This is a genomic window from Nocardia otitidiscaviarum NBRC 14405, assembly GCF_000308635.1.
GTDB classification, from domain to species: domain Bacteria; phylum Actinomycetota; class Actinomycetes; order Mycobacteriales; family Mycobacteriaceae; genus Nocardia; species Nocardia otitidiscaviarum.
The window spans coordinates 19,871-41,982 of the sequence record NZ_BAGD01000038.1 but is presented as its reverse complement, the minus strand read 5'-3'; the positions used below and the strand labels follow the sequence as shown (position 1 = coordinate 41,982).

Below are 22,112 nucleotides of genomic sequence, written 5' to 3'. Positions count from 1 at the left end.
ATGGACTCAATCCTGTACTGGAATTCCATTGCGCTGGAAGCTAATCGAGTAAGTCACAGTAATGGGGCCGGGGAACAGACCGGGCCGCCGCTCAGCGCACGCGCGTTGGCGATGGTGCATCTGGCCATGCACGACGGGTACATCGGCGCACTGGGTGCGGGCACGAAATATTGCCCGTACCTGCCGGATTCGGCACCGGCCCCACCGGGCGCGGCCGCGGACGCGGCGGTGGCCGGAGCGGCGCATCGAACGCTGACATCCTTGTACCCGAGCCAGACACGAGCGTTCGACGAGGCGCTGGCGTACCCGGGGCTCAGCGGTCCCGGCGTCGACGAGGGGTTGAAGTACGGCCGCCTGATCGCCGAACGAATTCTCGACGACCGCTCGGACGATCCCGGGGTCGGTGACGAGGGCTATCGGCCCGCACCCGAGCGCTATCGGCACCGCCCGGACCCGTTCAATCCGGACCAGGGTTTCCACGGGCCGTTCTACGGTGCGCGCTCGAAACTGTTCGCCGCGACCCGCCGCCACCAGATCGATCCACCGCACCGCGGTGACGACGTATATCTCGAATCGCAGCGAATCGTGCGGGCCACCGGCGTAGCGCCCGAACTGCTGAGCACCATCCCGCAATTCCTCATCGACGGTCTGCCGCCCGACCGGCGTCGCCGCGGGCCTCACCTTCATCTCCGACGAGCTGAACGGCGTGACCACGGACAACACCGGCGCGGTCCGCCCCCGCCACGTCCGCACCTTCCCCGACGGCCTCCACCAGATGATCGTCGAGAACGGCCGCAGCCGAATCTGGTTGGGCGTCCACTGGGAATTCGACTTCGCCCCGAGACCCCTCGGCATAGGCGGCCTACCCCTGGGGCTGGCGATCGCCAACGACATCTTCGACACCGGCATGCGGAAGTCCACGGTCGGCCCGCGCTGACACCCATTCCTTCGGCGTGACTATCGGAAGTCGAGCACGCGCTATCGCTGCTGCTCGAGCAGGCACAGCGACAGACCATGTCCGGGCAGCGGGGCCGCTCTTACAGGAACAGCACGGGTACCGGCACACTCCAGAACGGGCTCGACCCGACCGATATTGAGTACCGTGAGCTGCGAGAAGAGTAGCAGTCGGTGATCATCCTCCCAGCGGCGGACAGGTCTCGGTGACGTATCGACGCGCGGCGTCAATCGACCGGATCCGGCCAGCGCCGCGATCTCCCGCATCCCGGCCCGATCCGCTTCCACGATCATGAACCGCGCCCGCAACCCCAGCGGATCGGCTACCTCGGACAGCCCCGCCTCCACGGGCGAGGCGAGCGAGACGACAATGCCGCCCGCGCGCAGGGTGCGCAGCGACCGCGGGCCGTATTCACCGCCGATGGTGTCGGCGGCGCTGGAGATGGCGCGCGATATCGCGCCGGGACGTCGAAGGTGAACGGATCGTTGAAGGCTTCCGCGTCGAAGTTCGCCGACCGATACGCCATGACCACGGTGTGGCCCAGCCGATGTTGTCATCCGCCGCGGTGCGCAGTACATCCGGACTTCTGGCCGTAATCGGCGAAAGTGTTGCGGGGGTGGCGTTTCAGTGACTAGCTTTGCGAGAACCGCTGGCGGTTAGCCAGACCTGTGAGTAGGCGAGAATTCGGTGATCGGCAGCAGTTTCCTCCGCAAGATCTCAGCACGGTGGCGGCGGACCGTCAGCGTCCGGACCAGAGTGCTGGTCATTGTGCTCATTCCGAGTATCGCGTTGCTCGCGATCGGGATAGGCGGATCCGCCTATCTGGTGCAGAGCGGGCGGGAGGCCAACCGGTTCGCCGAACTGGCGCGCGGCACCTCCGGGCCGTCGATCATGATGATCGAGGCGTTCCAGGAGGAGCGCCGGCTCTCGCTGTTGTTCCTGGCCGGAGACGACTCGGCCGGATTCGCCTTGCCGGCGGCGCGCAAGCAGTCCGATGCGGGGTACGCGGCGGTGGTGGCCCAGGCCAATGCGCTGTCGGAGCTGCGGCCCGATCTGAAGGACGGGTTCTTCCGGGTCGGTGTCGGCCAGAAGGTGCCGGCCCTGCGGGCCGCGATCGACGCGCGCGATTCCGGCCGCGGAGGCGTTCACCGCGTACAGCATGGCGGTCGCCGCCATCATCAACGGCTGGCTGATCTCGGCGGACGTCGCACCCGATTCCCATATCGCGGTCGAACTGTACAAGTCGGTGCATGCGTTGCGGGCCGCCGAATCCATCTCGCGGACCAGTGGTTTGGGCTCGCTGATGATGCTCACCGGGGAGCTGTCGCCGGAGCTGCTGGTGGAATTGACCGGATACATCGGCGACGGACGCGGCGAGGTCGCCTACATCGGGTCGGTGCTGCAGGGGGCGCACCTGGACCAATGGAAGGCGATCACCGCCAGCACCGAATGGCAGCGGCTGCGCGCCATGGAGGACGCGATCATCCAGCGAGGCCCGGTCACCGCGGCCGGCGACAGCGGTCGTTCTTCCGGTGAATCCGCCGATCCGCTACCGCTGACGCTGACCGAATGGCAGCAGGTCGCTGGCACGGTCCGGCGCGATCTGCTCAACCTGTGGGAAAACCAAAGTGTCGACGCGCATTTCGAGGCGACCGAACAAGGCAATCGGCTCGAGCGGAACTCGCTGTCAGCCGGAGCGGGCGTACTCTCGCTCGCGCTACTGGCCTTCCTCGGCGCGCTGGTGCTCGCCAACAAGTTCATCGCGCGCCTGCGCCGGCTACGCCGGGACACCCTGGAACTGGCCGATGAACGATTGCCGGACACCATCCGCCGACTCTCGGCCGGCGAGGAATTCGACCAGGACGCCGACCGATTGGATTTCGGGTCCGACGAGATCGGCCACGTCGCCGACGCTTTCAACCGCGCACACCGGGCGGCGGTGAACGCGGCGGTGGCCGAGGCCAAGACCCGCGCGGGCGTGAACGCGGTGTTCGTGAAGATCGCCCACCGGTCCCAGGGCGTGGTGCACCGCCAGCTGGCCCTGCTCGACAAGGCCGAGCGGGAGGAACCGGAACCGGACCGGCTGAAACTGCTGTTCCAGCTCGACCACTTGGCGACCCGGGCCCGGCGCAACTCCGAGAACCTCATCGTGCTCGGCGGGGAACAGCCGGGACGCAAGTGGCGCAACCCGGTGCCGCTGATCGACGTGGTTCGCGGTGCGGGCGCGGAATCGCTGGACTACACCAGAATTCATGTCCGAAAGCTGCCGGAGACACAGATCGTCGGACCCGCCGTCACCGATATCATCCACCTGCTGGCGGAACTGGCCGACAATGCCACCACGTTCTCCCCACCGGAGTCGCCCGTCGAGATCACCGGTGCTCTGGTCGGCAAGGGAATCGCCATCGAGATCTCCGATCAGGGCCTCGGTATGACCGAGGAGGATATGGCCGCCCGCAACGCGCTGCTGGCACAGCCACCGGATTTCAGCGTCGCGACCCTGGCCGGAGATATCCGGCTCGGCTTGTTCGTGGTCGCGAAACTGGCGGCCCGCCACCGTATTACGGTGCGGCTCACGGAGTCCGTCTATGGCGGCGTGAAGGCCATCGTGCTGATCCCGAACGCGCTCACGACCTCCGCTCCGGATACGGGCGCTGCCGATCCTGTTCGGGAGCAGCGAATTCCGGCGCAGCCCGAGTACTCATGAACGACTCACCGGATTCGTGGTACGACGAGGAAGCCGGGCCGGTGGTGCGGCTCTACGCGGTAACGCGTGGCCGATCCGAGACCCGCCGCACCGATGTGGACATGGTCACCCGAGTGGTGGCTTCCAGCCTCGGCAGGCTGCGCCGCCACGAACCCGAATACGCCGCCATCGTGGAGTTGACGCGATCGCCGCTCTCGGTGGCCGAGATCGCCGCCCGGCTGCACCTGCCGATCACCGCGACCAAAATCCTGGTCGGAGATCTCATCGGTGACGGCGTCCTCGACTTCCGCGCTCCCGCCGTCGGCCCGGGTTCCGCCGACGACCTCACCGTGCTCCGTGCGGTCCTGAAAGGGATTCAGGCCCTGTAACAGTCGGCGGCAGCTATCTCGGCGGCTGGGACCAGCCGAAGGTGAGTTCCACCGCGCGCTTCCAATTGCCGTACTCGGCCTTCACGTGTTCGGGATCCGCCTGCGGCTGCCATTCGGCCGCGCGATGCCAGTTGCGGCGCAGCACCTCGAGGTCGGCCCAGTAGCCGACGGCCAGCCCGGCGGCGTAGGCGACGCCCAGGGAGACGGTCTCGATGACCATGGGGCGCTTGACCGGAACGTCGAGGACATCGGCCACGAACTGCATGAGCAGGTGGTCGGTGGTCATGCCGCCGTCCACCTTGAGCGCGGTCGCCTGGAGCCCGGAGTCGGCGTTCATGGCGTCGACCACCTCGCGGGTCTGCCACGCGGTGGCCTCGAGCACGGCCCGGGCCAGGTGCCCCTTGGTGACATAGGAGGTGAGCCCGACGATGATGCCGCGGGCCTCGCTGCGCCAGTGCGGCGCGAACAGGCCGGAGAAGGCGGGCACGATATAGCAGCCGCCGTTGTCGTCGACGGTGCGGGCGAGCGTCTCGATTTCCGGTGCGCTGGAAATCAATCCGAGCCCGTCGCGGAACCACTGGACCAGTGACCCGGTGACGGCGATGGAGCCTTCCAGCGCGTACATGGCCGGCGCGTCGCCGATGCGGTAGCCGACGGTGGTGAGTAGTCCATGAGTGGACCGGACCGGCGACCGGCCGGTGTTCATGAGTAGGAAACCGCCGGTGCCATAGGTGCATTTGGTGTCCCCGCGGGAGAAACAGGTCTGCCCGAACAGCGCCGCCTGCTGATCGCCGAGCGCGGCGGCGATGGTGATGCCGGGCACCACGCGGCGCGTGACGCCGTAGACCTCGCTGGAGGAGCGGATCTCCGGCAGCATGGCCGGGGGAATATCGAAGAAGGACAACAACTCCCGGTCCCACTCCAGGTTCTCGAGATTCATCAGCAGGGTCCGGCTGGCATTGGTGACGTCGGTGAGGTGGATGCCGCCGTCGACGCCGCCGGTCAGATTCCAGATCAGCCAGGTCTCCATGGTGCCGAACAGGACATCGCCGCGTTCGGCGCGGGCCCGCAATCCGGGGACGGAGTCGAGCAGCCAGCGCAGCTTGGGCGCGGAGAAGTAGGTGCCCAGCGGCAGCCCGCTCAGCTCGGGCACGCGGTGGGCGTCGGTCCGATCGCTCAGCGATCGCACCAGATCCGCGGTGCGGACGTCCTGCCACACGATGGCCTTGCCCACCGGATGCCCGGTGTGGCGGTCCCAGACGACGCTGGTCTCGCGCTGATTGGTAATGCCGAGCGCGACAATCTGCTCGCGGGCGATGCTCGCATCGCGCAGGGCGCGGGGAATGATGCGATCGACATTGCGCCAGATCTCCATTGCATCCTGTTCGACCCAGCCGGGCTTGGGAAAGTAGTGCTGGTGTTCGCGCTGCGCCACCGAGACCAGCCGACCGGCTGGGTCGAACACTATGCAGCGGGTCGAGGTCGTTCCCTGATCGATGGCCATCACATAGCGCTGCGTCATTGGGCGCGCCTTTCTGCGGGTAGAGCGAATTGGGGCCCTCGCGCCCCGGGATTTACTTGTTCTCGACCAGATCTCGCGACACCGCGCGGGCAGCGTCACGCACGTAGCCGAGCAGCGCCGGGTCCGGTCCCCGGCCGGTCGGGAAGATCCGTTCGGCGGCGCCGGAGATGCCGATCGCACCGACCACCAGGCCGCCGTGCGAGCGGATCGAGGCGGCGATGCTCGCCTCGCCGGGCTCGAGTTCGCCGTACTCGCCGGCCCACGCGTTGTCCCTGACATCCGCCAGCGATTTGGCGAGCAGCGCCGGTTGGATCACGGTGCGGCGGGTGAGCGACTCGAGCTTCCCGGCGCGGATGCGGGCCGCCAGATCACTGTCGTAGGCGAGCAGGATCTTGCCGAGCGCGGTGGCGTGCAGCGGCAGCAGCGCGCCCACATCGAGGGTCTGCGGGGTGTCGTCCGGCCGGAAGACATGGTGCGCCACGAGAACACGGTCCTGGGACACCACACCGATCCGGACGGCCTCACCGCTGCGCGCGGCGAGAGCGTCGGCCCAGTTGATCGCCCGGGAACGCAGTTCATTGGCGTCCAGGTGACCGGCGCCCGAGTACCGCAGTGCCGTACCGAGCCGGTACTTCCCGCCGCCGCGATCCTGTTCGACGAAGCCGATGGCCTGCAGCGTCCGCAGAATGCCGTGCGCGGTCCCCTTGGCGAGCTCGAGCGAGCTGGCGATATCACCGACACCCAGACCGCCTGAACTGCGGGCGAGCAATTGCAGCATCGCGCCCGCACGCTCGATCGATTGCACCGGGCCCGGCATAGCGGACAACGTATTCCATCGAACGCAGTCCGACAATGTCGAACGCCGAACCGCCGCGTGCCCACGGTCGGCGCCCCATCATGACCTGCGCCTTCTTAATTGTGATCTAGGTCATAGCACCTTTCGGCAGCGTAACGCGCAGATTCGACGGAATCGAGCGTTCGACATTGTCGAACCGACCGGATTGAATGTGTGTCACGTCACCGTAGAGTTCTGCGCACTTTCGGGGTCCGGGCAACGTGGTCCGGGACCACCCCACGGACGATTGGAGCAATCGTGGGTCTCGCAGAGGTTTTCGTCAGCGAGGTGTTCGGCACGGGAGTGCTGATACTGCTCGGCGGCGGAGTCGTGGCCAATGTCCTGCTGGCGAAGTCCAAGGGCGCCGACGGTGGCTGGCTGCTGATCAATTTCGGATGGGGATTCGCCGTGATGGCGGGCGTCTACGTCGCCTTCAAGTCCGGCGCGCACCTCAATCCCGCGGTGACACTGGGGATTCTGAGCAGCGGGGCCCAGGAGTACGCCCCGGGCGTCGCCATCTCGTTCGGATCGACGGTGGCCTATGTGGCCGGGCAGCTCCTCGGCGCGTTCCTCGGCGCCTGTCTGGTATTCGTGGCGTACAAGCAGCATTTCGACGCCGAGACCGACGACGGCAAGAAGCTGGCCGTCTTCTCGACCGGCCCGGCCATCCGCAGCTACGGCTGGAATCTCGCCACCGAGGCGATCGGCACCTTCATCCTGGTCCTGGTGGTGCTCTCGTTCGGGAAGACGCCCTCCGGTCTCGGCCCACTCGCGGTCGCGCTGCTGGTGGTCGGTATCGGCGCCTCGCTCGGCGGCCCGACGGGCTACGCCATCAACCCGGCCCGCGACCTCGGCCCGCGCATCGCGCACGCGGTGCTGCCGCTGCGGCGCACCGCCCCGGAGCCGGTCCACGCGCACTCCGCGAGCCTGGGCGCGGCCGCCCGACCGGCGCCCGAACCCACGGCCGGATCCAGTGACTGGGCCTACTCCTGGGTCCCGGTCGTCGGCCCGCTGATCGGCGGCGTGCTGGCCGGGCTCGTCTCGCAGCTCATCTTCTGATCGAATCACGCGCAGCACCAAACAGTTTCGCCGAAGGAGAAATCCCCATGTCACGATATGTCGCAGCGATCGACCAGGGCACCACCTCGACCCGCGCCATGATCTTCGACCACGCGGGCACGGTCATCGCCGTCGACCAGCGCGAGCACAGCCAGATCTTCCCGCGCGCGGGCTGGGTGGAACACGATCCGGCCGAGGTCTGGGAGAACACCCGCGCGGTGGTCGCGGGCGCACTGGCCAAGGGTGATCTCACCGCCGCCGATATCGCCGCGGTCGGCATCACCAACCAGCGCGAGACCACTGTGGTCTGGGATCGCGCCACCGGGGAGCCGGTCTACAACGCGATCGTGTGGCAGGATACCCGCACCGACCGCATCGCCGAGGAGCTGGGCCAGCTCGGCGGCGGACAGGAACGGTACCGGGAAAAGACCGGATTGCCGCTGGCGACGTACTTCTCCGGACCGAAGATCAAGTGGATTCTGGACAATGTCGAAGGCGCCCGGGAGCGCGCGGAGGCGGGCGAACTGGCCTTCGGCAATATGGACACCTGGATCCTGTGGAATATGACCGGCGGTACGGACGGTGGCGTGCACGCCACCGATCCGACCAATGCCTCGCGCACGCTGCTGATGGATCTGGAGACGCTGCAATGGGATTCGGAGATCGCGGCGGAGATGGGCGTGCCGCTGTCACTGCTCCCCGAAATCCGTTCGTCCTCGGAGGTGTACGGCACGGTGCGCGCCCGCGGCGCGCTGGCCGGCGTGCCCATCGCCGGCATTCTCGGCGACCAGCAGGCCGCCACCTTCGGCCAGGCCTGCCTGACGCCCGGCGAAGCCAAGAACACCTACGGCACCGGTAATTTCGTGCTGCTCAATACCGGAAACGACAAGGTGCTCTCCAACAATGGCCTGCTGACCACGGTCTGCTACCAGCTCGGCGACGCCAAACCGGTGTACGCGCTGGAGGGGGCCATCGCGGTGACCGGTTCGCTGGTGCAGTGGCTGCGCGACAACCTCGGCATGATCGGTTCGGCGGCCGAGATCGAGGAGCACGCGCGGACCGTCGAGGACAATGGCGGCGCGTACTTCGTGCCCGCTTTCTCCGGGCTGTTCGCGCCCTACTGGCGCTCCGATGCCCGCGGCGCGATCGTCGGGCTGACGCGCTTCGTCAGCAAGGGTCATCTCGCGCGGGCCGTCCTGGAGGCCACCGCCTTCCAGACCCGCGAGGTCATCGACGCCATGAACGCCGACTCCGGTGTCGCGCTCACCTCGCTCAAGGTGGACGGCGGCATGGTCGTCAACGAACTGCTCATGCAGTTCCAGGCCGACATCCTGGGAGTCGAGGTCATTCGCCCGGTCGTCGCGGAGACCACCGCGCTCGGCGCGGCCTACGCCGCCGGTCTCGCCGTCGGATTCTGGGAGAGCGAGGACGCCATCCGGACGAACTGGGCCGAGGACAAGCGCTGGCAGCCCGCCCTGGACGAGACCCGCCGGGAAGCCGAGTACCGCAACTGGAAGAAAGCCGTCACCAAGACCTTCGATTGGGTCGAGGACTGACCTTCCGCCCCTAATCCACCCGGCTACCAAGGAGAAACAGCAATGCCCACCCCACGTCTCGGCCCGGACTGTCGCATGTCCGCGTTGCGGAAGCTCGCCGACGCCGCCCGGCTGGCCGCCGGGGAACCGTCCCCGGCCTGAGCAACGGACGAGGACGCGTCCGGCACATACGAAAACGGCCCGGAACCTGAAAGTTCCGGGCCGCTTCGTTAGTAGCGGGGACAGGATTTGAACCTGCGACCTCTGGGTTATGAGCCCAGCGAGCTACCGAGCTGCTCCACCCCGCGTCGGTGGGTACTACGCTACCCAGTACTCGGGGGTAGTACCTAATCCGCTGGCGGGAGCGGGTTTTGCGGTGGTGAAGGTGGAGTCAGCGGCTGTCGCCCAGGAGGGCCGGGGCGGCGCGCCAGGCGCGGGCCAGGCCGAATTCGGCGACGCCGCGGATCAGGTCGCGGAAGGTCGCGTCGGTGGCGCCGTCGGTTCGGGCCAGTTCCGCGTGCAGGCGTAGGGATTCGTCCAGGGTTTGGTAGAAGATGTCCACGACCAGGCAGGTGAGGGCGCGCTCGCGGATGCTGAGGTGGGGGCGGGCCCAGCGTTGGGCGAACTGGTCCTCGGTGAAGGCGGCCAGGCCGGGGTCCAGGCGTTCGAGGTCGCGGACCGTGCGGGCCAGTGCGTCGGACGGCGGTGTCGGGGCGACCGGGTCGGTGTCCTTCGCCGCGGGCAGGCCCAGGTCGGTCAGGCGCTGGAAGGCCGAGACCACGATGGGGTAGCCCACGTAGGGGGCCAGATGGCGGAAGAGTTCCCGGACGGCTTCCGGGTCGACCTCATTGGTCAGGGCCATACCGATGTGCATGGCCAGCGGCTGATCCAGATGCGGGTGACACAGGTCGGCGGTCAGGCAGATGAACGCCTTCTCGCGCACGGTCAGATTCGGCAGGCCCCACAGGCTGTGGCCCGCGCCGACGGCGAGTTGGGCGAAGACGGGATCGAGGTCGGTCAGAGCGTCGGCTCCGGCGAGCTGGGTCATGGCGGGAACTCCGTTCAGGACAGGCCGAGCGCGCGCAGGCGCAGGGCATCGAGGGTGCGTTGGGGCAGCACCCGGCCGAGGGTGCCCATCAGGCGGGACTTCTTGCCGACCGGATACCGGACGCGGGGCCTGCGGGCGGTCACCGCGTGCAGGATGGCCTGGGCGACCACGTCCGGGCTGGAACCGGCCCGCTCCTCACGCAGCGAGGCGGCGGTCATGGATCGGTACGCCGCGCCGTAGAGTCGCCGCCCCTCCTCGCCGATCGCGGCCAGCCGCGGGTCGACCTCGTCCTCCAACTTGTCCACGGCGGCGGTGTGGATGGAGCCGGGTTCGATCAGGACCGCGGTCACGCCGTACGGCGCGACCTCCATCCGCAGGGCGTCATTGAGCGAACGGATGGCGTGCTTGGACGAGCACAGCGGCCCGCCGAAGGGCAGCGTGATCCAGCTGCCCACCGAGCCCACCGTGACCACTCGACCGCGCGTAGCCCGCAGCTTGGGCAGCATGGCCTGGGTGACCGCCACCTGACCGAACACATTCACCTCGTACTGAAGTCGCAACGCGTCGAGGGATACGAACTCCAGCGGCCCGGTGACACCGATGCCCGCATTGTTGACCAGGGCGTCCAGCCGGCCGATGCGTTCGGCGGCGTCGGCGATCTGCCCGGCATCGGTGACATCCAGCAGCAGCGGGGTGACGGTGGGACCGAGTGCTTCGCCGTCGGCCTCCTTGCGCACACCGGCGTAGACGGTGCAGCCCTCGCGGGCCAACAGCAGCGCGGTGGTGCGGCCGATTCCGGTCGAAGCGCCGGTCACCAGCACGGTTTTCGATGGTGTCGGGGGCTCGGGTGGTCTGGTCATGGCGGAACCGTAGGACGAGTGCCGGGGCGGCCGCGTCCGTCGAATGACCGATCCGCATCCGGCGCGCATCGGTCGTCGGCGCCCGCCCCGACGAACCATGGGCGGACCAGATGCCCGCGGCCTGCGGGTACGGGTTCGTCCCCCACCGGTAGCAGCGGCCGCCCGCTGACGCCTCCTGGGAGACCGGCGGCATCGAAATCCCGGTGCGCCCGGAATTCCCTCGACAACAGGGGAAGTCACGACGGGCGGCATGCTTGTCCGGCGCTACGGAGTATCAGTCGACCGACGGAAGCGAGCACCGGTACGTACGGAGTACCGTCCGCGACCATGGAGCTGGTCAACGATCACATGGCGCTGAAAGCTCGGGCGCTGCCGAGGACCGACGACAAATTTCCGGTGCTCGCGGGAGAGGTCGGCGACCGGCGATCAAAGCCAATGGCATTGCCGCGCAACCGATCATCTACCGCAAGGTGTGACGTCCTCAGCTCAGCTCCGGGAACCTGCTCAGCTCGGCGCGCGAGGAGACCCCCAACTTGGGAAACGCCTTGTACAGGTGGGAGGCGACGGTGCGGGGACTCAGGAACAGTTGAGCGCCGATCTCGCGATTCGACGCCCCGGTGACGGCCAACCGCACCACCTGCTGTTCCTGCGGGGTGAGCGCGCCCAGCGGGTCGCCGATACCGGTCCCGGGGACGGTGACGCCGGTGGCGCGCAGTTCGGCGGACGCCCGGGCGGACCAGGGTGCGGCGCCGAGCCGGTCGAATGTTTCCAGGGCGATCCGAAGATGAGTGCGCGCCTCGGCGCGGCGGCGATCGCGGCGCAGCCACTCCCCGTAGACCAGGCGGGTACGCGCCTCGTCGAAGGGCTGCCGCTCCCGGGCGTGCAGCACCAGCGCCCGCTCGTACAGCGCGCCCGCGGCGTCGTCGGGGGCCAGCAGCGCGCGAACCCGGTGCAGCACCGCGAGCGGGCCGACCCGCCCGGCGGACCGCACCCACTCCGCGTAGCGGGCGAGCCGATCGTGGGAGCGCGCCGGATCACCCACCCGGACCGCGGCCTCGACGTAATCCGGCCAGGAGTACCGCCACAGGAACGCATGGCGGGTGGGGCCCGACATCGCCCGGTCCACTCGGTCGAGCATGGATTCGAAACGACCCGACCCCAGATCCAGCATGCCCCGCGCGGATTCGACCCAGCAGGCGGCGGGCATCCACTGCGTCGGGTCGGCGTCTCGGATCGCCTGCTCCGCCAGCGCCTCGCACTCCGCCTCGTCGCCCGCCACCGCGGACAGCCAGGCGTGCGCACCCGCCAGATAGCCACGCCACATGGGCTGACCGACGTCGGCGGCCAGGGCCAGCCCCGCGGCCGCGGTGGCCCGCGCGGACCGGTGGCGGCCGTCGAGCAGCTGCGCCAGTGTGAGGAGCAGCATGGCCTGCGGCATTCGCCCCAGCCGGCCCTCCGCCCGGCACTCCTCGACGAGCTCGGTCGCACCCTCGAGCATGGCGCCGAAATCGGCGCGGGCGAGACTCTGGAAGGTGATGAGGAAGCGCAGCTCGTTCGGCACGGTCTCGTCCAGGCCGGCTACGGGATAGGTCAGCGTGGTCACGTCGTCGCCCTCCAGAATGAGGCGGAAGGCGAGGTTGATGGTTCGCACCACCGCCGACAGGCCGTCGCCGTCCGGGCACAGTTCCTCGGTGCGGCGGGCCAGGGTGAGCTGGTCCGGGTGGGCGGCGCTGGCCCAGGTGTAGTAGCCGGCCATGCTGAGCAGCGACAGTCTGGTGGTGAGGTCGTCGGCGGCCGCAACGGCCTGGTGGAGCAGCCGCACGGCGTGCAGCGGACGGCCCGCCTCGACCTCCAATTTCGCTTGTACGTAGGCGAGTTCGGCCCGGACCGCACCCTGCGGCGGGATGGCGTCGGCTCGCTGCCGCGCCTTCTCCACGAGTTCGGCCGCCCGTTGCCACATGCCCGCTTCGATCGCGGCGGCGGCCGCGGCGGTGCCGCGGCGCACCGCGTGGCCGACGTCGGCGGACAGTTCGGCGGCGCGTGCGTAGGCCGCCGACACCGCCGCCTGCCCACCGCGCCGCCGAGCCCGCAGCGCGAGACCCTCCAGTCGTTCGGCCACGTCCTCGTCGGGTTGCAGCGTGACGGCGGCCAGGTGCCAGGCGCGCCGGTCGTCGTCGGATGCCTCGGCCAGCGCCCGGTGTGCGGCCATTCCGGCGGCGACATCGCAAGCCAGCAGCACCGCGGTGCGCACCAGTGGGTGATGGAACGCGACGCCGTCCGGACCCACCCGCACCAGTCCCGCGTGCTCCGCGGCGGCGAAGTCGGCCAGGGTGGCGCCGAGCAGACCGACGGCGCGCTCGAGCAGTCGGAGTTCGTCGTGGTTGCCCAGGGTCGCGACCAGCAGGCAGCAGCGGGTGGCCGGGGGCAGCCGCGCGATCCGGTCGCGGAAACCGAGCAGCACCCGATCGGTCACCGCGGTCGCCGTGCCGAGCGAGAACGACATCGGAACCGACGCGCCCCGGCGCTGCGCGGGCGTCAGCATGCGTGGAATCTCGATGAGCGCCAGCGGGTTTCCCTCGGTCTCGGCCAGGACCTGGGCCCGGACCGCCGGCGGCAGGTCGGCCGCCCGCTCGGCGAGCAGCGCCCGCGCCGCCTCCTCGTCCAACCTGCCCACCCGCAGCTCCGGCAGCCCGCTCGCGGGAAAACCGTCGGCACGGGCGGCGAACAGCATCGTGACGGGTTCGGCGTGCAGGCGGCGCGCGGCGAACAGCAGCGCGTCCGCCGACTCACCGTCCAGCCATTGGGCATCGTCGATCAGGCACACCACCGGACTGGACGCCGACAGTTCCACCAGCAGTTCGAGCGTCGCGAGACCAACCAGGAAGCGATCGCCCGAGACGGCGTCCTCCAGGCCGAACGCGGCGCGCAGCGCGTGCGCCTGCTGCCGCGGCAATGCGTCGACCCGATCGAGGATAGGACGGAGCAGCAGATGCAGCGCGGAGAAGGGCAGATCGGCCTCCGACTCGGCTCCGGCCACCCGCAGCACCCGCGCCCGCACTCGCGCGGCGGCGGTCTCCAGCAGTGCCGACTTCCCGATACCCGCCTCGCCGCGCACGATCAGTGCACCGCCCTCACCGTGCAGAGTTTCCGACAGCACCGACAACTCCACCTGCCGCCCGTACAGCATCACTCTCCAAACAGTTGGCCGCCACGTGGATAACGGAAGGTATCACCGGTCGTCGCGGCGCGCCGGGCAGTGCGCGGCTGGGCGGTGGGTCAGCGGGCGGTGGGCGTGAGTTCGCGGACCACGTTCACGCTCAGGAAGTCCGGCGCCTTGATCACGTACCGGAGCATGAAGCGAATGAAGGCGGGCATGTCGGCGGCCGTGGGATCGCGGTAGACGTGCGGATTGTCGACCTCGTAGGTGCGCCGCCGCGTCTCGAGCTGGAAGTGTCCGGCCGCGATCACATTTCGCACCCAATCGGATTCGGGACCGTAGGTCAGCGCGATCACGAAGCCACCGTCGCGGCGGAACGCCCACAGCGGAGTGCGGAAGACCTTGCCGGATTTGCGTCCGCGATGCACCACCACCGCCCATCCGGGCGCCCACGGCGCGATGAACTTGGTGACGCGATTGAGCCCGGCCTTGTTGACGCGAGCGACCCAGCGTGGAGCAGGCATCTCGGAAACTCCTCACTTGTGGAATTATCTGGCCCCAGACTACCGCCGCCACACGCCAGAAGTCAACGCTTGTAGAATTCCTGACACCATGCCCCCGATCGGACGCAGACCAGGAAAAACCGATACCCGCGAGGTGCTGCTGGCCACGGCCCGCCGCCGCTTCGCCGCCACCGGCTACGAGCGGACCAGCGTTCGCGAGATCGCGGCCGAGGCGGGCGTCGACCCGGGCCTGATCCGCCATTACTTCGGCAGCAAGGCCGAACTCTTCCGCGCCACCATGGGGTGGCCGTTCCAACCCGCCGATATCGCGGCGCGCATCGTCGACGGCGACCCGGAACAGCTCGGAGAACGCCTGACCCGCGTCTTCTTCGAGATCTGGGACAACCCCGACACCCGGGCCCCACTGCTCGCGATCCTGCGCGGAGCCGCCACCCACGACGAGTCCGCGACACTCGTCCGCCAGTTCATCCAGGGCCGCGTCTACTCCGAAATCGCCTCCGCCCTACCGTTTCCCGACGCGGAACTGCGCATCGACCTGGCCATGGCGCACCTCGTAGGCGTCGCCTACCTCCGCTACATCCTGCGGGTGGAACCGGTGGCCTCCGAACCGCGCGAGGGCCTCGTCACCCGCATCGCCCCCGCGGTCTCGCTACACCTCGGCGACGGCCCGAGTACCGACACTCCCGCCTGAGGGCGACAGCCGCCGACCAACGGCCCGAGACGCGCCCACTCGGCTTCCCTCGAATGGGAAGGCACGTCCAACTCCTGTGACACACTCAATAACGTACCGCTGCATAGCGGCACGGTGTTTAGAGGGAAGTTATCTCGGGTTGTCGCCGCCGACGACGGCGACCCGTTACACACGTCGTGCCACCGCCGTGACGAATACGCGCTGTCGGGTATCTGCCTCGGGTGCCCGGAGTCGCGCTGAAAGGGTCTTGATGTCTGCGAACACAATAGGTTTCGCGTTACTCCTCATCGGAGTGATGATGTTGGTTTCCAAGATCATCCGCGTGAAATGGCGATTGGCGCAGAAGCTGTTCATTCCGAGTTCGATCATCGGCGGTGTGCTCGCGCTGCTGATCGGCCCCGATGTGCTCGGTCGGATCGCTTCGGCGGTGGGTTTCGACGGGATGGCCGATGCCGGCCTGTTCACCACGGAGATCCTCGACGTATGGAGCAGTCTGCCGGGGTTGCTCATCTCACTGGTATTCGCCGGTCTGTTCATGGGGCACCGCCTGCCGTCGCCGAAGGAGGCCCTGAACATCGCCGGGCCGCAGATCTCTTTCGGTATGACCATCGCCAGCGGCCAGTACGTCGTCGGCCTGCTGCTGGCGATACTGGTGCTGGTCCCGCTGTTCGATGTGCCCGTCTGGACGGGCACGCTGATCGAGATCGGCTTCGAAGGCGGGCACGGCACCGCCGCCGGGATGGCCGACACCTTCGCCGAATTCGGCTTCGCGGAGGCACAGGACCTCGCCCTCGGCATGGCCACCATCGGCATCCTCTCCGGGATCATCGTTGGTATCGCCCTGATCAACTGGGGTGTGCGCCGCAACAAGACGCAGATCCTGCACAGCGATGCCTCGCCCTCGGTGGCCGAACAGGCCGGGATCGTGGAGAAGGAGCGCCGCCGCGCCGCGGGCACGCTGACCGTGCAGCCGTCGTCCATCGAAACGCTCACCCTGCACTTCGGTCTGCTGGCCATGGGTGTGTTGATCGGCTGGCTGTTGCTCACCGGCATCCAGTGGGTGGAATCGAAGCTGTGGGCCGACAGTTTCGAGCTGTTCTCCTATGTCCCGCTGTTCCCGATCGCCATGGTCGGCGGCATCATCGTCCAGCTGGCCATCCAGGCCTTCGATCGCGACGAGATCGTCGATCAGCAGCTGATCGAACGGCTGCAGGGCTTCTCGCTCGACGTCCTGGTGATCGCGGCGCTCGGCACCCTGTCACTGTCGGCCATCGCGTCGAATATCGGACCGTTCCTGCTACTGGCCGGCGCGGGCCTGGCCTGGACGGTGGGCGCCTTCATCTTCCTGGCACCGCGGATGCTGCCGAACTTCTGGTTCGAGCGCGGCATCGCCGACACCGGCCAGGCCCTGGGTGTCACCTCCACCGGACTCATCCTGCTCCGCGTGGTCGACCCCAACCTGGAGACACCCGCCTACTCCGCCTTCGGTTACAAGCAACTCCTGCTGGAACCGTTCTTCGGCGGCGGACTGGTCACGGCCGGCGTCATTCCGATCATCGCCAACTTCGGTGTGGGTTGGGTACTCGGCCCGATGCTGGTGCTGCTCGTGGCATCGCTGTCGATCGGCATGCTGTACTTCGGGCGACAGCGAACGCCCGCGCCGACGGTGGCCACGGATCAGGTCACGACCGGCTGATTCGGTACGGACAGGGCGCTGAGCCGGGACTACCCGCTCGGCGCCCTCGTCGTATGCCCGGTGCTCGCCGCGGGCGTTCGGCGCGGGCGGATCCGGATCACGTCACCTGAATTCCACGCTGAGCGAGCCACCGTTGCGGATCCACGGCCGAACCGTTCTGCCGTACCTCGAAGTGCAGGTGCGGACCGGTGGACCGGCCCTCATTACCCATCCGGGCGATCTGCTGTCCGGCGCTGACCTGCTGCCCGGGCTGGACGGAGTAGCTGTCGACATGGCCGTAGATCGTCTCGGTACCGTCCGAGTGCCGGATCTTCACCCATTGGCCGAACCCGCTCGCCGGTCCGGCGGCCACCACCACTCCGTCGGCAGCGGCGAGGATCGGGGTGCCGATCGCGTTGGCGATATCGACACCGTTGTGGTGCTTGCCCCATCGAGGACCGTATCCGGAGGTGAAGGTACCTCGGGCGGGCAGCGCGAAACGGCCGCTGCCCGCGCTGCCACCGACACCGGTATGGCTGGACGGATTCTGTCCGGCGAGGTTGTAGAGGTACTGGTTGGTGAGTTGGTTGATGTGGGCGGCGGTCTGTGCGGAGTTGCCCTGACCGGTGCCGACGATCTGATGGGCGTACTGAAGCGCGCGAGTGAGGATCTGGTGGGCTTTACGCTGTCCCGCCGGGGTGTAGGTGTCCGGGCCCAGGGTGGCCAGCGCGACATTCGTCTCGCGGATGAGATGCCGGAGCTGGGCGCGGTCGACGGTATTGGCCCCGGCGAGGTTGGTGATGTAGTTGGCGAGCCGGTTGTCGAGATTGGTGAACGCGGTGGCGGCGTGCCGTTGGAACAGGGAGGCGGCGGTGTGGCCGGCGGCGGTCGCGCCGGTGCCACCGGTCTTGCCGGTGGCCGCGTCGAGGCCGGTGGTGGGTGCGGCGGCGGCTTCGCGCGCGCCGTAGAGGGCGGCCAGCACCTTCAGGATTCGCAGGGCTCGCTCGGCCTGCGGAGACAATCCGACGGTGACGGGTTCATCGTCGGGGCCGGTGACCGTGGTGTCGGATATCCCGCTACCGCTACCGGTGCCGGAGTCGGTCGTGTGCGGGCTGGTCGCGCTCGCGGTGGGGGTTTGCGGCGTGGACAGGGCCTGCGACAGGGCGGGTAGCAGCTGCGCCAACGCGTCCTCGATACCGGACCGATCGGCATCGGCCGCATCGCTGTCGGCGTCGCTATCGGCCTCGCTGTCTCGGTCGAGCCCCGGGCTCGACCGCTCGCGGGGCATGCCGAGCCCCTCGGGGAGCGGCGTCCCGGCTACCGACACCGAGGTATCCGGTCCGGTCACCGCGGCCACGGGGACGATCGCACCGGGCTGCGCCACAACCGCGTTCGGGAGCGACGCCGGACCAGCCACCGGCGTCACCGCCGACGGTGTTGCGGCCGAAGTGCCCGGGTTCGGCCCGGACGTCGACGCGGGCGCGGTGGGTGCCGAGGTGGGCGCGGTGGTTCCTCCGGGGTGATTTCGCCTGGGCGTCCACGGCGTCGCCGTTACCTGTCCCGCACCGTCGTCCTCATCGAAGCCCACCGACAGCGAAGAGTCCGGCACATCCGCGGTCTCGTCGACGAGCTCGGCACCGGCCCCCGGTTCGGTACTCACGGTCATCACTCCCCCGCCCCGTCCGAAGCCACCGCCCACATGGCCATCCGATGCCTCCTCGACCCGCTCGGGGAACCGTCCGACAACCATCCTGACCACCCGCGCCGCCACACGAACCACCACCGCTGGGAACACCCGGGCGACCGGGCCGGAGCGGGTCCGGGTGACAGCTCCGAGCCGCTACGCTACCGACCGAGAGCACGGTCGAATCCCGTTCGCGCGGAGGTCTTTTCGCTACCCGTGAATCCGAACCGAGGGATACGGGGGAATCCCGACAGCCGTCGCGGCACGGCGCGGTCGCGGCCTGCGGCCGCCCTCAGTAGTCCCACGGACCCGGTCCCTCATCGGGGTGTCCGTGGCCGAGGACCGAAATCCGGTGTGCCGTATGGTCGGCCAATGCGCGATTCCGCTCGGTGGGCGCCCCGTAGTACCGTGCGACCGCCGCGCTGTGCGCCTCGGCCGCCTCGGTACCGATGACGTGCCGGGTCGCGGCGCCGACCGACCGCCACCGGTCCGCCGGGATGACGGAGCGCAGCGCCCCCGGGGTGTCCCAGTGGCGGCGTACGAGATCGACGAATGCCGAGTCGACCTCCGCGTCGACTCGCGGCCCCGGCGCATCCCGGGCGAGCTTGCGCGCCGCGACCTGGGCCCGCGCGGCGAAGGCCAGATGCTCACGCAGGTCCCGCTCCGGTCCGACCGGATGGTTGTGCACCGATTCCCAGGCGGCCAGGGCCTGTCGCACCCGGTTCGGCACATAGGTGTTCTGCGACATCGACGCGTTCTGCACGGCGATGGCACGGTCGGCGTGCAACGCGTCGTCCGGACGCACTCCGATGGTGGCGAGCGCGCCGTTGAGTTCCGCCTTGGGGATTCCGGAATCCATGAGCGAGTCGATGACCTCGGCGACGGCCAGCGGCGTGTCCACACCGCCGTGCTTCTCGGCGCGATAGCGCGCCGCGCGCTCCCAGGAGTCGCGGTTCGCCTTCGCCCATCGCTGCCGGTGCAACGACAGCGAGCTGTATTCCGCGAAGTCGAGTACCGCGCTCCGACGTCGGCGCGCATAGGGCGACAACGGATTCCGCGTCTTGCCCAACAGCCACGCGGTGGCCGGCGACTTGTTGACCGTGGATACGGCGGCCAGGCCGACGAGCAGACCCGCCCCCGATGACAGCGAATTCGCCGCGCGCACGGCGCCCATGCCGAGAGCCGCCGGGTCGGACGAACCGGCACCGGCCGGGGCGCCACCCTGCGCTGTCAGCGCGACCCGATTCGCTATCCATGCGGCGCCGCGATCCAGGCCCCGCTTCAATCTCCGTAGCTGCCAGATCGCCACGATCTCGACGACCCCACCGATGGTGAGGACGGCGAGCACCTGGTCCCCGGCCAGTCGGAACAGATTCCCGAGAAACAGCACATAGACACCGAGGAAAACGGTGTAGACGACCATGCGCGCGGCGGCCACTCCGATATCGACGATATTGCGAACCAGGAAGGTCTGCGTCGGCCCGTAGACGAATCCTCCGGCCGCGAAGCCGAAGATCGCCATGAACCCCTGATACACCGCGTCCAGCGCGGACCGGATGATCTGCAAGCCCAGATAGGCCGCGAACGCCAGCAGCGACGTGCCGAAGACGAGCAGCGACAACCCGGTACCCAGCTGGGCCGCTCCGGGATTCTCGATGGCCGCGTGCGCGGTGGTATCCCCGCAGTCCCGGAGCCCGTCGGCGACGTCGGACACCTCACCGGACCGGATTCCGGCGGACCAGGCCGCCCGGCAGCTGTGGCGTCCGTCCACGACGTGCCCGAAGTTCCACACCTGCACCGGCCGCCGCGCGAAGTTGTCCGCCAGGTCGCCCTGCACCGCCGCTACCAGCCCACTCGGCTGCGGGTTGCCGTCGCCGTTGAGCCCCGCCGCGACCGACAACCCGATATCGCGCCCGTGTACCAGCAGTCCGTCGGAGGACAGCACCGCCGCGAGCGGTTCGGCGAGGAAGAGCGGGCCGAGCACAGCGACGGCGAGCATGGCGACCGTCTGCGCGGTGGCCCTGGCCCGATACCCGCGCACGAGCTGCCAGGCCGCCACCACCGCCCCGATCGTGGCGGCGGTGAGCAGCACGATCGGAGTCGCCAGCTGTGCGGCAACACCATCCGCGACACCGATCAGTGCGTCGGCGAAGAGATCGAGCCACCGAAAACTGAGGACATATCCGATAAGCCAGATCGCCGTGGTGACGATCACCATGTATCCGGCGAATTCCAGGGTGATCAGCAGTGCCCACATCCCGCCGCCGGGATTGAGCAAGGAGCCGTGATCGGTGGCGAAATGGTACTCCGACAGCGGCACTCCGGAAGTGTCCCGGATATCCATCCAGCCGAGTCCGCCGTTCACCACGGCGCTGGGCGTCGCAGTGCCCGGTTGTGCGGTCGCGACGGTTCCCAAAGCGCCCGGGACCAGCACCAACAGGACGAAGCAGGACGTTATCCAGGCCGCGCGACGCCGCGATGGCTTTTCGCGAATCCATCGCCGAATATCCGGCGCAATGTACACGTGGATAACGTACCGACGGACAGCGATCGATTACAGGATCGCCCTTTTGTCGATCAGGCGAACAATCAGTGAATTCGAAGCGAGGAATTCAACCGTTATTCACGGATCGTATGTTTGTCGCGTTCACCCCGTCAGGAACCGCTTCCCATATCGAGTACCCGCTTGACCCGAACGTCGCCGGCGCGCGGGAGCCCCTGCCGCACGAAGCCACCGGCCGACGGATCGCCGGTGACGATCTGACCGTCGCCCACGACGACGCCGACCCGAGTCGGCGCGTTGTCCCGGTACTCCCAGAACACCAGATCGCCCGCCGAGGCCGCGGACGGATCGACGCGCTGCCCGCATACCCCCTGTCCGGCGATCGTGGTCGGCAGCACCGGTGCGCAGCCGGGCCGGTCGGCGTTCGGGGTGGGCGCTGCCACCAATACACACGTACCGGTGGTGGTGGCGGCCAACGCGGCCGAGTAGACGACGGACCGGGACAGATCCGCTGGCCCGGACGCGCCGTCGTCCCCTTCCGTCCACCGCCTTCCCTCCTGCGTCATCGCGAGCTGCCCGGCGCATGCCCCGGCGGGGCCGGTATTGGGTGTCCGCAAGGCGGGGAGCTGGTAGGGGGCCGAGCGCATGGCCTCGACGCAGTCCCGTTGCCACTGGGAGACTTCGGTGTCGTCGGGGTCCACGGTGATGGCGGCGTACGGATTCGTCGAGGGCCGTGCGGTGAGGGCCGCCGCGCTGGTCGGGGGCGCGGTGGAGGTCACCGGCGTCTCGGTGAGCGAGGGGTCCGGCCCCAGCGCGGTATCGCACTGATAGTGCAGGTCCGCCGAGGCCGATTGGCCAGCCGTTCCGATCACGAGACTCAGCAGGATCAGGACCCCGGCGATCATCAGCCCGAACAGGATCATCACCAGGATCGGAAAAGGAACCATGGCGACGAGGAACATGAGTCGACGCCGATCGGTCGATGCCAT

General features: G+C 68.6%; 17 protein-coding genes, 1 tRNA gene and 2 pseudogenes. 9 read left to right on the top strand and 11 right to left on the bottom strand.

What is annotated here, in order from left to right:
• Both ON31_RS38530 and ON31_RS37770 read left to right on the top strand, forming a co-directional pair.
• Nucleotides 1–405 (top strand): annotated as a pseudogene (locus tag ON31_RS38530) (hypothetical protein); the annotation flags it as partial.
• A gap of 301 nt (nucleotides 406–706) precedes the next feature.
• A complete protein-coding gene (locus ON31_RS37770) occupies nucleotides 707–937 on the top strand; it encodes a hypothetical protein (protein WP_039810384.1) in 231 nt (76 codons plus the stop codon).
• A gap of 41 nt (nucleotides 938–978) precedes the next feature.
• Here ON31_RS37770 and ON31_RS36530 read toward each other — a convergent pair whose 3' ends face one another.
• Nucleotides 979–1,341, bottom strand: coding sequence for a hypothetical protein (locus ON31_RS36530; RefSeq protein WP_373282972.1), 363 nt, complete (start codon nucleotides 1,339–1,341; stop codon nucleotides 979–981).
• A gap of 505 nt (nucleotides 1,342–1,846) precedes the next feature.
• Here ON31_RS36530 and ON31_RS38525 point away from each other — a divergent pair.
• The 3 genes and pseudogenes from ON31_RS38525 to ON31_RS06480 form a co-directional block, all read left to right on the top strand.
• Nucleotides 1,847–2,492: pseudogene (locus ON31_RS38525) on the top strand (nitrate- and nitrite sensing domain-containing protein); the annotation flags it as partial.
• Nucleotides 2,493–2,696: 204 nt separating this feature from the next.
• Complete coding sequence (locus tag ON31_RS38520; protein WP_373282971.1) at nucleotides 2,697–3,662, top strand: sensor histidine kinase; 966 nt, start codon at nucleotides 2,697–2,699, stop codon at nucleotides 3,660–3,662.
• Nucleotides 3,659–4,030, top strand: coding sequence for a DUF742 domain-containing protein (locus ON31_RS06480; RefSeq protein WP_039810378.1), 372 nt, complete (start codon nucleotides 3,659–3,661; stop codon nucleotides 4,028–4,030). Before ON31_RS38520 ends, ON31_RS06480 begins: the two co-directional genes overlap by 4 nt.
• A gap of 13 nt (nucleotides 4,031–4,043) precedes the next feature.
• On the opposite strand, the gene glpK (ON31_RS06475) is transcribed toward ON31_RS06480, so the two are convergent.
• Both glpK (ON31_RS06475) and ON31_RS06470 read right to left on the bottom strand, forming a co-directional pair.
• Nucleotides 4,044–5,552, bottom strand: coding sequence for a glycerol kinase GlpK (gene glpK / locus ON31_RS06475; protein WP_039810375.1), 1,509 nt, complete (start codon nucleotides 5,550–5,552; stop codon nucleotides 4,044–4,046).
• Between the two features lie 52 nt (nucleotides 5,553–5,604).
• Nucleotides 5,605–6,369 (bottom strand): IclR family transcriptional regulator, encoded by a 765-nt coding sequence (locus tag ON31_RS06470; protein ID WP_039810372.1) that lies wholly within the window; start codon nucleotides 6,367–6,369, stop codon nucleotides 5,605–5,607.
• A gap of 273 nt (nucleotides 6,370–6,642) precedes the next feature.
• Here ON31_RS06470 and ON31_RS06465 point away from each other — a divergent pair, with 273 nt between their 5' ends.
• Nucleotides 6,643–7,446 (top strand): MIP/aquaporin family protein, encoded by an 804-nt coding sequence (locus ON31_RS06465; protein ID WP_440589916.1) that lies wholly within the window; start codon nucleotides 6,643–6,645, stop codon nucleotides 7,444–7,446.
• Nucleotides 7,447–7,493: 47 nt separating this feature from the next.
• On the top strand, nucleotides 7,494–9,002 hold the full coding sequence (glpK, locus tag ON31_RS06460) for a glycerol kinase GlpK (protein ID WP_029931756.1): 1,509 nt from the start codon (nucleotides 7,494–7,496) through the stop codon (nucleotides 9,000–9,002).
• 213 nt (nucleotides 9,003–9,215) lie between these two features.
• Here the strand turns inward: glpK (ON31_RS06460) and ON31_RS06455 are convergent.
• The 5 genes from ON31_RS06455 to ON31_RS06435 all read right to left on the bottom strand — a co-directional run bounded on the left by ON31_RS06455 (nucleotide 9,216) and on the right by ON31_RS06435 (nucleotide 14,570).
• Nucleotides 9,216–9,289, bottom strand: a tRNA-Met gene (locus ON31_RS06455).
• 83 nt (nucleotides 9,290–9,372) lie between these two features.
• Entirely contained in the window at nucleotides 9,373–10,029 is a 657-nt protein-coding gene (locus ON31_RS06450; RefSeq protein WP_039810368.1) for a carboxymuconolactone decarboxylase family protein, read from the bottom strand.
• A 14-nt stretch (nucleotides 10,030–10,043) separates the two neighbouring features.
• Nucleotides 10,044–10,889, bottom strand: coding sequence for an SDR family oxidoreductase (locus ON31_RS06445; RefSeq protein WP_039810402.1), 846 nt, complete (start codon nucleotides 10,887–10,889; stop codon nucleotides 10,044–10,046).
• 481 nt (nucleotides 10,890–11,370) lie between these two features.
• Nucleotides 11,371–14,076, bottom strand: a complete 2,706-nt coding sequence (locus tag ON31_RS06440; protein ID WP_039810365.1) for a helix-turn-helix transcriptional regulator — start codon at nucleotides 14,074–14,076, stop codon at nucleotides 11,371–11,373.
• A gap of 89 nt (nucleotides 14,077–14,165) precedes the next feature.
• The gene (locus ON31_RS06435) at nucleotides 14,166–14,570 is read right to left on the bottom strand and encodes a nitroreductase family deazaflavin-dependent oxidoreductase (RefSeq protein ID WP_039810363.1); all 405 of its coding nucleotides are present in this window, start codon (nucleotides 14,568–14,570) and stop codon (nucleotides 14,166–14,168) included.
• 88 nt (nucleotides 14,571–14,658) lie between these two features.
• Here ON31_RS06435 and ON31_RS06430 point away from each other — a divergent pair, with 88 nt between their 5' ends.
• Together ON31_RS06430 and ON31_RS06425 are read left to right on the top strand one after the other, a co-directional pair.
• Nucleotides 14,659–15,261, top strand: a complete 603-nt coding sequence (locus ON31_RS06430) for a TetR/AcrR family transcriptional regulator (RefSeq protein WP_039810361.1) — start codon at nucleotides 14,659–14,661, stop codon at nucleotides 15,259–15,261.
• A 295-nt stretch (nucleotides 15,262–15,556) separates the two neighbouring features.
• Nucleotides 15,557–16,957, top strand: a complete 1,401-nt coding sequence (locus tag ON31_RS06425) for a sodium/glutamate symporter (protein ID WP_228812426.1) — start codon at nucleotides 15,557–15,559, stop codon at nucleotides 16,955–16,957.
• Between the two features lie 97 nt (nucleotides 16,958–17,054).
• Here ON31_RS06425 and ON31_RS38515 read toward each other — a convergent pair whose 3' ends face one another.
• From ON31_RS38515 to ON31_RS06410, 3 genes are all read right to left on the bottom strand, one after another.
• The gene (locus tag ON31_RS38515) at nucleotides 17,055–18,224 is read right to left on the bottom strand and encodes a peptidoglycan DD-metalloendopeptidase family protein (RefSeq protein WP_373282970.1); all 1,170 of its coding nucleotides are present in this window, start codon (nucleotides 18,222–18,224) and stop codon (nucleotides 17,055–17,057) included.
• Nucleotides 18,225–18,912: 688 nt separating this feature from the next.
• Nucleotides 18,913–21,144: a hypothetical protein gene (locus ON31_RS06415; protein WP_147286973.1), complete on the bottom strand. Its 2,232-nt coding sequence runs from the start codon at nucleotides 21,142–21,144 to the stop codon at nucleotides 18,913–18,915.
• A 131-nt stretch (nucleotides 21,145–21,275) separates the two neighbouring features.
• Nucleotides 21,276–22,112, bottom strand: coding sequence for an NlpC/P60 family protein (locus ON31_RS06410; protein WP_039810344.1), 837 nt, complete (start codon nucleotides 22,110–22,112; stop codon nucleotides 21,276–21,278).